We start from the raw sequence: 12,374 nt of genomic DNA, 5'->3' as shown, positions 1-12,374 counted from the left end.
TTATTTATATTGGATAAAACAATTTATTTTATTTAATAATAAGCGTCACCCATTGGATATGGGAAAAGAAGAAGTTAAAAGTTATTTATCATGGCTTGCAACTTCTCAAAATGTCGCTAAAAATACACAAAAGTCAGCTTTAAACTCAATTATATTTTTGTACGCTCAGTGTTTAAAAATAAATTTAGGTGATTTAGGATTTACTTGATTCGACAGGGTCAAGTCCTGACGGATCCCCACAATTATTCATGATCAAAGACACTCTTGGCAGTCGATATTTAATTGCCTGACTGCCTTTGCAAAAACGCGTAAATGGATTTTAAATCCGAACCTTTGAAAGTATTGGGTTCCTAATGTAAAACAAGAAAGTACTGCCCTATTTTTGATTGTATTTGCCTGAAACTCATGGTGTACATTTACTATTTTCGCACTCAAACCTGCAATCCACAGGATAAAATTAGCTAATAAAGCGATCAACAATGCGACATTCAATCGTCCTTTTTCATAACTACGACAATGACGCATATTCAAACCATTGTTGGTATTTTTTAAATCTCTAAAAGCTTCTTCTATTTGCATGCGTTGTTTGTAAATTTTAACGATACTTTGCACAGGAAACGTAACCTGGCATAAAGAGGTAAACAGCAGCCATGGCTCCGTTGCACCCTTGGCATGTTTTAAACTCGCACTACAACGCACAGGTCTGCCTCGTAAATTCTTATGCTTGCGGTTTTTAGGTCACTCTTTGAATAAATAGAAGTGCCCTTGTAACGAATTGGTTTTGGCCAAGGATGATTCAAATAAATAACTCGGCTTAGCGGTTGCCTTTGGATAGAGTATTTTTATTGGTTCCAGCTGTTTTCATTAGGTATTTTATATTGTGTGCTATGTCTTACTCTACCAACAAAATCCCAGCCAAATTTGAGTATTAGCTGAAGCCAGGTATTTCGAAATCTGGCATCTGTCACTACGATTGGCTTGCAGTTTTGCGGTAAAATTGACTGAAGTGTTTTAAGAAAGCCTTCATGGACACTCTGTTTCATATATTCACTTTCACGATAACTTTGTTCAAAAATAGTCATGGCCCGACCTTTTACTGGCGCAGATGCTCGCAGTAAATGAAATTCTCCACATGGTGTTAAACCAGAACAATCAATAGAGATTGCTGGACGTTCTATATTATTAAGGGTTATGTGGGAAACTTCTCTGCAATAGTGAATTCGAGCGTTTTGAACGCGGGGATTACCAAATAACCGATCCATTCTCTTAATGTTGTGTTTAACCTTCGCTTTGCTTTTTAAGCTTCGCCCTAAAGCTGCAATAGACAGGTGTTTATTTTGGCAAAGTGTCTCAGCCGCAAACAGTAATGTCTTATGATTTCGTTTATCAATCATGCCAGATTTTTTGTTAAAAGTTCTGTGTAATAATCCATTTATGTGCATAGTCAGTTTTCTTTTTGGGTAAATTCTTTGGTCGGAAAATACACATAAGATCACAAATGGCTATGCACTTCAATCTATTTTAAATCTAATATACTGATTTTATTAGTTTAAATGTGGGGATTCGACAGGGTCAAGTCTTGCATTGTGCAATCGCACGGCTATCTACTAAACTTTGTTTACAAATCCCACAAAAAAACCGAGCCTAGGCTCGGTTTTCATCAAACTAACTTGTTATTAAAACATGATCACAACAGTTAAAGTTGGAAACTTTTTTAGATTTTACTATCTATAAATACAACAACTTATGATTTCAATAAAATCAATTAAAGTTGGAAACTTCAGGCTTTTATAACCTAGTAAACTTCCAGATATAAACACTTAAAGATGGAAACCAATCCAAGTATATAAATCAAAACATATAGATTAAAAAATCAAGTTACTTTATGACAACTAATACCACAGAGAGTAAGTTTTTCCACTACAATGCGTGGCCAACCAGAGGTCAGCTTTGCCACCAATGCCGTCATTGGTGCATTAAACAAAAACGGAAGTTGTTCCGTTACAACAGACATAATGCAACTAAATCAATGCGAACGAAAATTATGCAGATATTACGCTAATATACCCAAACCACTTCAAGATGCAGGATTCAGTTGGAAGTAGAAATACTTTAGGCTAGGCATTGATTGAAGAACATGGTTATTCCCTTTTCAAAATCAATAACGCTGCATAAAGTATTTATAAACCAACCTTACAGGGACTTCTGAGCAAATCATGCTCGTTGTTGCCTGCATGGATGTAGGTACTAGAGCAATGCAGGAGCATATTGCCGGTCCATCTTTTTTAAGGGAGTAACCATTAATGCAAAGATGCGCCTAGATCATGAATTGCTCAGCAGTCCTGAACCTCACATCTTGAAGTGGCTTGGGTATAAAAGTCCACATCCTTGTGCTAAAAACAGTTTTGAAATTATCCCCCTATCTAAATGAAAGAATAGAGGGGAACAAAATTAGTGTGAATGACCATGGCTACTGTTAAATGAGCTACCAGTTTTAACGTCTTTTATTTCTCCATTTTTACTTATGTTGAAATAAAGTGTCTCTTTAGTTTTAGTATTAATTGCTTTTACAATGTAGTTGGATTCTTTTGCTTCAACTACCCTAAATTGTTCCTTAGTCACATCACTCCATGATTTATCAATTTTTCCGACAGACATACCATGGTCTTTAAAAGAGAGCATTTTGGCGGTGGTTTGTGCTATTTCTATTACTTTTTCAGCATTGACTTTTCCATGCCCATCAGAATGAGCAAAAACAGTAGCTGATAGTGCTAAAGACGAGATTAATATTATTTTTTTGAAGATGTTCATATTTGTATTACCTTTACTTTACTTTATTGTTTACTTAAGACCTTCAATGGCGTATTCACCATTGAAAATGAGTTGAACCTGAATATCGCGATCAGATTTGTTTTTCCAATACCAACCATGTGAACCTTCAAAGGGCGCAGTAAAACTTCCTTTCATTTCGGCAACTGTGGCGATGGTATATGACTCAAAATACCCCGTTGTATCACCTGCTGGCTCGCCATGTAAATCGACATATAAGCTTCCACCATCGGTTGTCCATTCATATGTTGCTTTAGCATGTTTTTGCATTGAAAGTTTATACTCAATTCCCTTTCCAGCAGGGACATTTAAGATAACTGAATCTTGTTGGTCTTTTTTCGAAGTTAGAGTCGTTGTCTGCTGGGCTTCTTCATTAAAGACTGTAAGCCCTAGCTTTCCTCCTATACCCGTTGGATCGATGTTATACTCTGCTGGCAAAATAAAGAGCACTAATGTAACGATGGCAATGAGTAGTGAAATTACTGTCGCTCTAATTAGTGAGCGACTTGTTTGTTGTGAATCCATAAATATTTTTCTCATAGTAATTAGTTAATGAAATATCCGGTTAATTGCATGCCAACGAGCATAAAACCTGCGCTCATTAAGGCGGTATTAGTGGTTTTAGCGAACTTATTAAAGCTTGAAAATTGACGCCAATAATTTATCGCTAACAGAATAAACATCAGCGCAAGGAATTGACCTAGTTCAACGCCAATATTGAATGACAATAAGTTTGTCGCTAAACCTTCACTAGGTAATTCAAATTCTTGTATTTTGGTTGCTAAACCAAAGCCATGAAATAACCCAAATATAAGCACAGCTTTTTTAGGGTTGGGTTGCTTACCCCAAAAATGTTTGAAACCACCTAAGTTATCAAACCCTTTGTAGACGACTGACAAGCCGATGATGGCATCAATTAAATAAGCATTAACTTGAATATTGGCCAGTACACCTGTCATCAACGTTAAACTATGACCTACGGTGAACATACTGACGTAAAGTAAGACATCACGTGTATTACGTAAAAAGAACAAAACTCCCACTAAAAACAGCAAATGGTCATAACCTGTTACCATGTGTTTTGCGCCAATATACATAAATGGCAATATTTGAATGCCTGTATTGTTTTGTAAGAAGTTGCGTGTACTATCATCCACCCCGTGAGCGAAGGCTTCAACGGAAACCATCGCGCAGAGAATAAATAACGGGTACAGCAAATACGTTAGTTTAAATTTTCCTAACATTAATTTACCCTTTAGTTGAAATTGAATAAGTATCTACTTCTTCTATAGTTTTAGTACCTCTTGCATGCAGCAAACGGTATAAAGCAGGAAGAACAAACAGTGTTAAAATGGTAGAGGAAATGACGCCTCCAATGACAACCGTTGCTAACGGTCGTTGAACTTCTGAGCCGATCCCAGTATTAAAGGCCATTGGTATAAACCCTAATGAAGCAACTAACGCAGTGGTAAGAACTGGTCGAAGGCGAGTTAGTGCTCCTTTAATTATTGCCTCTTCTAAACTCAACTTTTCTTTAATCAGTTCTCGAATAAATGAAACCATAACAAGGCCATTTAATATCGCGATCCCTGACAGTGCTATGAATCCAACTGCCGCTGAAATTGAAAATGGAATATCTCTAATTACTAGGGCGAAAACACCTCCTGTTAATGCTAACGGCACACCAGTAAAAATAATCATTGAATCTTTGAAAGAGCCTAAAGCAAGTAATAAAAGTCCAATAATCAAAACGAGGGTAACAGGCACAACAACACTCAACCGCTTTGTAGCAGATTGCAGCTTTTGATAAGTGCCGCCATATTCGACCCAATATCCAGATGGCATATCAACATTTGCATCGATAGCCTTCTTAATATCACCAACGAAGCTACCTAAATCTCTTCCTCGAACGTTTGCAGTCACTACTACTCTACGTTTACCATTTTCTCTATTCACCTGATTAGCGCCGTTAACCATTTCAATAGACGCTAGTTCTTGAAGGGGAACATAGCCACCACTAGGTAACGAAATTGGTAATTGGGTATAACCATCAACATTATTACGTGCCATTTCAGGTAATCGTACTTTTATATCGAACCTTTTATCGCCTTGATAAAACTTACCAACGGTTTCTCCGCCAATAGCAAGCGCAACTTGCTGTTGTAAGTCAGCTTTACTGATAGAGTACATGGCGAGCATTTCGTCTTTTGTCACTACAGTAAGAATAGGAAGACCTTTCGTTTGCTCAACTTGGATATCCCTAATTCCTTCTACACCTTCAATCGCTGACTCTATCGACTTTCCTAAACTAGCCAGTGTGTCAAAGTCATCACCAAAGACTTTAATCGCAAGCTCGGAGCGAACCCCTGCAAGCAATTCATTAAATCGCATTTGTATAGGTTGTAAGAACTCATAGCGATTACCAGGTATTGCCGTAACGATACTTTCAAGCTCTAGAACTAATTGGTCTTTAGATTTATCAGGATCTGGCCACTGCTCTCTTGGTTTAAGCATGATAAAATTATCAGCGACACTTGGTGGCATAGGATCAGTTGCCACATCGGGAGTACCTATCTTCGCAAAGACCAACTCAACTTCCGGCATTTCCTTAATTTTTGCTTCCAAAATCTTTTGCATTTCAACTGATTGTGAAAGCGATGTACCTGGAATACGAAGAGCATGCATTGCAATGTCGCCTTCATCTAAGTTAGGTACGAACTCACTTCCTAATTTACTGCCCATCACGCCTGCAAAAACTACAAGTGAGAATGCCGTTACAACGACAAACCATCGAGCCTTAAGTACAAAAGATAAAACAGGCTTATACAAAGACTCACTTGTCTTCATAATGATGTTTTCTTTTTCTACAATAGGCCCCTTAAACATAAGCGCTATTGCCGCAGGTACAAAGGTGATTGACAGTAACATTGAACTTACTAAAGCAATAACAACCGTAATCGCCATTGGGTGGAACATTTTGCCTTCAACACCGGATAAAGCGAAGATAGGTAAATACACCACAGTGATAATAAAAACACCAAATAGAGCAGGGCGAATAACTTCACGTGTTGCATCAAAGACCAACGCTAACCTTTCCTTTATTGGAAGTGCTTTTCCATTTGAGGCATGACTAAGCCTTCGCATGCAGTTTTCGACAATGATAATTGCACCATCAACAAGTAAACCAAAATCAAGTGCCCCTAGGCTCATCAAATTAGCGCTAGTTTTGGTTTGTACCATCCCTGTAACCGTCATTAACATTGCAAATGGGATCACAGCAGCAGTAAGCAATGCAGCTCTGAAATTACCTAATAAAAGAAACAAGATAACGATAACAAGAATAGCCCCTTCCATAAGGTTCATCTTTACCGTTTCTAAGGTTTTATTTACCAGTTTAGTTCGATCGTAAACCGCATTGGCATTCACTCCAGCAGGCAGACCTTCATTAATTTCTGCTAGTTTTTCACCTACAGCCTTGGCTACCTTTTGACTATTTTCTCCAATCAACATAAATACCGTACTTAGTACGATTTCATGGCCGTCTTGAGTGGCAGCGCCAGTACGTAGCTCTTTACCTTCTTTTACTTGAGCAACGTCTTTTACTTTTAAAAATTGACCTGCGCGTGTAGCAATTGGAATATTTCCTAAGCTTATTACATCTTCAACTTGGCCGGGAATACGTACTAACCATTGAGCACCATTCTTTTCGATGAAACCAGCGCCTTGATTTTGGTTATGAGTACCAACAGCAGTGATCACATCCTGTTGATTCAATCCATGTGCTAAAAGCTTTTCAGGGTCAAGTGCTATAAGAATTTCTCGCTTATAACCGCCTATTGGATTTACTTCGACTACACCTTCAACTTGAATCAATTGTGGCCTAATGATCCAATCATGGATTGTGCGAAGATCCGTTGAGGTTATGTCACTGCCATCTTCGTTTTTTGCTCCTGGTTCGGCATCAACAGTAAACATGAATATTTCGCCCAAGCCCGTAGCAATAGGGCCAAGTACAGGTGATAAACCGAGAGGTAACTCACCAGTGACAGCATTAAGTTTTTCACCTACAAGTTGTCTGGCGAAATAGATATCGGTGTCATCGGTAAATATGGCAACAACTTGAGACAAACCATACCGTGAGACAGAACGAGTACTTTGTAAGCCTGGTACTCCAGCTAAAGCCGTTTCAAGCGGATAGGTTACCCGTTGTTCTACCTCTAGCGGTGTATAACCTGGGGCCTCGGTGTTAATGATTACCTGAACATTAGTAATATCAGGTACGGCATCTATGGGTAACTTCGTAAAGTTCCATAGTCCGAGCGCTGAAATTACTAATACAAATACCAGTATTAACTTACTTCGCTCGATTGAAAATTTTAAAATTGATTCCAACATACTACTTCCTTAGTGATCGTGAGACGCACCAGACTTATCGATATCTGCTTTGATGATGTAGCTATTTTTTGCCACGTATTCAGTCCCGGCAGCTATGCCGCCTAAGACTTCCACCCACGGTCCTACTTTCCTACCTAAATCCAACATTCTTACCTCGTATTGTTCATCAACTTTCGCATATACAACTGTGAAGTCGCGGAAGGATTGCAAAGCTGTCGCTTTAACGGCCATAGGCACTTTATAAGAATCGAGTAGTATTTCAGCAGAAATGAACTGACCTGCTTTAAGCGAACCATTTGTGTTATCAATCTCAGCCCTAAATAACTTTGCCTGCTCATTATTGACGTCAAATAAAGCATCAAATAGTTGTGTTTTAATAACCTTATCGCTTCCAGTTATTGAAATATTAACCAAGGAGCCTAATTTCACTTTTGCCTGATCCATTGGATATACTCCCAATTCAGCAATAAGCTTGCTTGTATCTGATATCGTCAAAAGCCTCCTATCATTTGTTTGCTCTCCAGTCCCAGCATTTTGAGCTGTCACCAAACCACTCATTGGCGCATACACTTTATAGGTTTGAAGGCTTTCATTACCTTCAATCGTCATTAATAATTGTCCTTTTTTAACTCGCTGACCAAGAACGGCATGAAATCTTTTAATTTCCCCTGGAAATCTGGCACTCACATGACGAATAGCATTAGGGGCAATTTTTAATTTCCCAAACACTTTTAAAGTTTCATCGAAAACCTGACTAACAACAGCTTCCGTTTCAATTTGCATTGCATCTGCTATCTTTTTTTCTATCGCTACACGTCCTTCAAAATTATCGTATGACCATTGATGCGTCTTACCTGCATATCTTGCCGTCAATTGCACTTGGAAAGAATGTGGTTCAAATATTTCCATGTCACCACGGAGATAGCTTTTTTCGACATAAAAATTAATATCATCGACAACATCACCTAGTCGCAAAAGTTGTACATTCACTTCAATATCTGCTGCCGAAAGCTTTGTGTCGCCTTTGGTTGCAAATATCCTAAATTCTGGTGGCATGCCATCCTCAAAAATAGCTAACTCAATAGCAAAGTCACCATCACGTAACATCCGTCCGTTATTTGGACCTTTTTCCACTTCCTCTTTAGTTGATTCAATGGCTGATTGCGCATTCACTATGGAGCTAACTGAAATACTCGCTATCGATAACTGCCATAATAAAATCGAAGTAATAATTTTTTTAATCTTCATAATTTTCTCTCTTACATAGAAATTGATGAGCCTGTGAGGCGTTCTAACTCAATATTAAATAGTTGGATATTTGTATAGGCTTGGATCAGCTCTACTTGCGTAGCTATCAGTTCTTGTTGTACTGCGTATAAATCAGTGTATCGATAACGACCTATACTGTAGGCTTCTTTGGCTTTACCGCTTGCTAATTCAAGTGAAGGGATCGTTTCTTTAGACAGCCCGTCGATTACATGTCGGTTATGCTTGAGCTTATGGGTAAGTAATAATAATTGAGTTGAAATACGTTTGAACCACGCATCGGATTCAGCCATGCTTTGACTCTTTTTTGCTTGTAGAGACATAATCTGTCCACGATTTCTGTTTTCTCCACCAAAAGGGATTGAAATTCCCGCAGTAAATGCAAAGTCGTCAACAGTTTCATTTCTTTTGATTCCAGCATTAACAGTCCAAGCAGGCTTTTGATTAGCTTTTGCTAATTTTATTTCAGATTCGGCAATTCGTTGCTGAGAGGCAAAAACTTTTAAGCGAGGATTAGACTTTAATCGCTTATACGCCATTTCAACTTGTGAAATTGTAGGAATACCAATTAAAGTCCCATCTACCCGAAAGTCAGTATCTCCTACCCATTGAGCAGCTAATTGCGCTTTGCTTGCTTCAATTTCGTGTAATAAATCTTCAACAACTAGTTCTTTCTTTGAGAGATCAGCTTTAGCTCGCAGCTCATCAATAATATTTGACTTACCAGCACCAACACGTAAATTTATTTCTTTGAGTAATTTTTTAGCCTGATTTCTCGTTAGCTTTGCTAGTACTAATTGTTCCTTCTGAGATAACAGCGTGATAAATATTTTTGCTGTTTCAGCAGCAATATCGAGTGCCTTAACCTCCTGCTCAAAAATAGATACTGAAGCATTTTGCTTAGCAACCTTGATCTTCGAATCAATAATATCGCCCTCTAGCAGCCATGAAATACTCATGGTCGTTTGCATTCCAGATACTCCAGAATAGGCTCCTGTTCCCAGAGCATCTTCAACGTCTATATTTACGGTTAATGGGCTAGACACACTTGCTTGTTCTAGCATCCCTCTAGAAGCTTCTAGCTTATGTGCAAAGGACTTTAGATCTGGGTGTTGTTTTAAAGTAAAGCTAATAGCATCATTAAGCGTTATAGTCTGTTGTGCCGAAACGCTAAATGAAATAATAAATCCTCCTATAACTGCCACTTTTTTCACACTTGTAAACCGATTGCTGATCGGTTTTATGTTGAGCTTCTTAAACATGAACAAAATTCATCCCCTTAAACTATTTTGGAAATTTGGTAGTAACAAACCGATTGACGATCGGTTTTGATTGTAAAAATAAACAGCAAATAACCAGTAAGATTAGTGGCTAAATACTGTTTCTATTAAATGATGTACACCATCTATTGAGGATAAACATCCAACAAAAATTAACGTAGCAAAAATGGCCGTAGCAATTTTATTTGCTGGCTTCAAACTTAATTGTCCTAACAAAAAATATACTCTCTGCTCTAAAACATCTGCCCCAAAGTTAACAACTAGCTCATTATCCTTTAGAGGCAAATATTGCGCATTTAGCCGGGCAACTTTCACTAATGTACTTGCAACAAATGTGGAGGGTACTGCATTATTGACCACCGCATTATCCGCTGCCTGTTCCATTGCTAACATCATGTGAAGCTTCAATCGTTTAGCTAAAGTCGGAATGAAAAAAGCCGAAAAGATACCAAACAACCATTTCTTCAATGGATCATTCATCTTTGCATGTGCTTTTTCATGACCCAAAATAACGCTGACTTCGTCTTTTGTCATTTCCTTCAACATGCCAGAAGTAATAAAACACTTCTTTTTTGTAAAACCTGCCGTAAACGCACTAGGGTTTGATAGCTCAATTTCATAAACATTATCCTCTATCGGCTTTGATAAATACGTTAAACTCAATAAATTCAAGCGATGGAGCCTAAGTTGAATGACTTTCTTTACACCTAAATGAATAATAAAACCAAAAGCAAATATTAATGTTACTCCGTGCCAACTTAGAAAATTAAATTCACTCATATGATGCCAATGAGCATACTTGTCTTCTGATTCAAAAATGCTTGATGTTGAATATCCATTTAGAAATAACAAAACAACACATATGCTTGCTAACCATGGTAAGACTAAAAGTAGCCAAAGAATAATTTTCCTTGACTCTACTTGCATACCTAAAAATTTTTGAGCTAATAAGGATACGAATATCGATACAGAAAAATTAGCAATAGCAAATGACAGAACAAGAATAGTTGCCAAGTTAAACCAAAGTGCTAATTGCCCTTCAATCATCTTTTATTTATCCTGAGCTAACTTTAAGCGTTGAGCTTCGATTAAAGAATCTAATTTATTCAACTGTTCTTCATTAAAGTCTTGTGATATAGATGAAAAGGCAGCGACTAAGCTATTGTCATCAGTAACAAAATCATTAGTAACCGACTTGATAAGTTGTCCAATTAGTTCATGTCTACCCACTTTGGGCTGATATTGATATGCGTTTACTACTTTATGGCGTGCTAATAGTTCTTTTTTATATAATCTGTCTAAAGTGCTCTGATAAGTATTTAAACTACCGCCTCGAATCTTTTCAAAATGATTATAAACTTCTTTCACATCTGCGGATTTATGTTGCCATAAATATTGCAATACCATTTTTTCTAAATCACCAAGCTGCATAATTATAACCCTTGTAACAAAACCGACCAACGATAGGTTTAATGTAACCAAATCAAAACCGATCGTCAATAGGTTTTATTCTAAAAATGAATTGTTTAACTTTTTGTTTAAAGCCTTTAAGTTTCGATGTTTGTATCCGTGTCCACTGGCTACCTATCTCCACTCCCAAAAATTTTACCCCTTTACTACTATGAGCAATGTGGGTTTTCTTTTGATTAACCGTTAACTTCAAGTCTTTTTCTAGTATCTGAGTCGCTGTCATTAATGCTCTTTGCGCCGCTTTTTCTGTGCGACACAAGATCAAGATATCATCTGCATATCTCACTATGCGGTGAGTGCGCTTTTTCATTTCTTGATCGAAAGCATCAAGGTAGATATTCGCCAACAAAGGGCTAATTACGCCACCTTGTGGGCTACCAACTACACTCGCTTCCCAGTTATGACCTATCATTACTCCGCTTTTTAAAAACTGATTGAGCAGTTTTAAAATGCTACCGTCTTTTATCTTACGTTTGACACTACTAATGATCAATTCGTGATCAAGCAAGTCAAAACACTTAGACAAATCCATATCCACTACCCAGTCTAGATGATGTTTACGAATAAACACCGTAGCCTTACTGATAGCATCATGGCAACTTCGTTTTGGTCTGTACCCATAACTTGATGGATGAAAATCAATGTCGAATATCGGTTGGAGAATGTTCAATAGTGTTTGCTGCACTATGCGGTCTCGAACTGCGGGTATACCAAGCAGCCTTACACCACCATCGCCTTTAGGTATTTCAACCCGCTTGACTGGCTGTGCCCGATATTGCTTGGTTTGCAGTTCAAGTTGCAGTTGTTTTAAGTTCATTTCTAAATTCGAGGCAAACGCACCTACGGACTGCCCATCAATTCCGGCTGCTCCTTTGGCGCTTTTTACCTTTTTGAATCCCCTGTGCAGATTGTTAATGTCTAACAATTGTCCGTACAAGCTGTAATAAACTGTCATTTTCTGCCTTTGCTTGCGGTATGTAGGGTCGTTTCACTTTACCTATCGTTTGACTCTTCATGGTGACATTAGGTGTGCTAGCCTGTTGGCAATCTGCCTAAGCGGTCAGTCATTACTCCATTGCTCGCCCTTCAATTCTCAGCATCCACATTCCTGCTTAACCGTCACTTCTTGGCTAT

10 protein-coding genes and 1 pseudogene are annotated in these 12,374 nt (G+C 38.0%); 1 reads left to right on the top strand and 10 read right to left on the bottom strand.

Translation table 11 applies throughout. The annotated features are described in order from the left end of the window. Positions 1–208: phage integrase N-terminal SAM-like domain-containing protein (locus CJF42_RS21655; RefSeq protein ID WP_170940701.1), on the top strand; the 208-nt coding region annotated here is incomplete at its 5' end. A gap of 44 nt (positions 209–252) precedes the next feature. On the opposite strand, the pseudogene CJF42_RS21650 reads toward CJF42_RS21655, so the two are convergent. The 10 genes and pseudogenes from CJF42_RS21650 to ltrA all read right to left on the bottom strand — a co-directional run bounded on the left by CJF42_RS21650 (position 253) and on the right by ltrA (position 12,195). Further along, positions 253–1,442: pseudogene (locus CJF42_RS21650) on the bottom strand (IS4 family transposase). Positions 1,443–2,451: 1,009 nt separating this feature from the next. After that, entirely contained in the window at positions 2,452–2,811 is a 360-nt protein-coding gene (locus CJF42_RS21645) for a DUF6488 family protein (RefSeq protein WP_095368665.1), read from the bottom strand. Between the two features lie 30 nt (positions 2,812–2,841). Further along, complete coding sequence (locus tag CJF42_RS21640; RefSeq protein WP_095368664.1) at positions 2,842–3,354, bottom strand: hypothetical protein; 513 nt, start codon at positions 3,352–3,354, stop codon at positions 2,842–2,844. A 20-nt stretch (positions 3,355–3,374) separates the two neighbouring features. Then, positions 3,375–4,073, bottom strand: coding sequence for a HupE/UreJ family protein (locus tag CJF42_RS21635; protein ID WP_095368663.1), 699 nt, complete (start codon positions 4,071–4,073; stop codon positions 3,375–3,377). Between the two features lie 4 nt (positions 4,074–4,077). Further along, on the bottom strand, positions 4,078–7,224 hold the full coding sequence (locus CJF42_RS21630; protein WP_095368662.1) for an efflux RND transporter permease subunit: 3,147 nt from the start codon (positions 7,222–7,224) through the stop codon (positions 4,078–4,080). 9 nt (positions 7,225–7,233) lie between these two features. Further along, positions 7,234–8,472, bottom strand: a complete 1,239-nt coding sequence (locus CJF42_RS21625) for an efflux RND transporter periplasmic adaptor subunit (protein ID WP_095368661.1) — start codon at positions 8,470–8,472, stop codon at positions 7,234–7,236. An 11-nt stretch (positions 8,473–8,483) separates the two neighbouring features. Then, the gene (locus tag CJF42_RS21620) at positions 8,484–9,695 is read right to left on the bottom strand and encodes a TolC family protein (protein ID WP_252097694.1); all 1,212 of its coding nucleotides are present in this window, start codon (positions 9,693–9,695) and stop codon (positions 8,484–8,486) included. A gap of 159 nt (positions 9,696–9,854) precedes the next feature. Next, positions 9,855–10,817: a M56 family metallopeptidase gene (locus CJF42_RS21615; RefSeq protein ID WP_095368659.1), complete on the bottom strand. Its 963-nt coding sequence runs from the start codon at positions 10,815–10,817 to the stop codon at positions 9,855–9,857. 3 nt (positions 10,818–10,820) lie between these two features. Then, positions 10,821–11,201, bottom strand: coding sequence for a BlaI/MecI/CopY family transcriptional regulator (locus CJF42_RS21610; RefSeq protein ID WP_095368658.1), 381 nt, complete (start codon positions 11,199–11,201; stop codon positions 10,821–10,823). Between the two features lie 52 nt (positions 11,202–11,253). After that, positions 11,254–12,195: a group II intron reverse transcriptase/maturase gene (ltrA, locus tag CJF42_RS21605; RefSeq protein WP_095368657.1), complete on the bottom strand. Its 942-nt coding sequence runs from the start codon at positions 12,193–12,195 to the stop codon at positions 11,254–11,256. Between the last annotated feature and the right edge of the window lie 179 nt (positions 12,196–12,374).

The organism is Pseudoalteromonas sp. NBT06-2 (genome assembly GCF_002276045.1).
In the GTDB taxonomy this organism is placed as follows: domain Bacteria; phylum Pseudomonadota; class Gammaproteobacteria; order Enterobacterales; family Alteromonadaceae; genus Pseudoalteromonas.
This window is presented reverse-complemented; position numbering and strand designations above follow the sequence as displayed.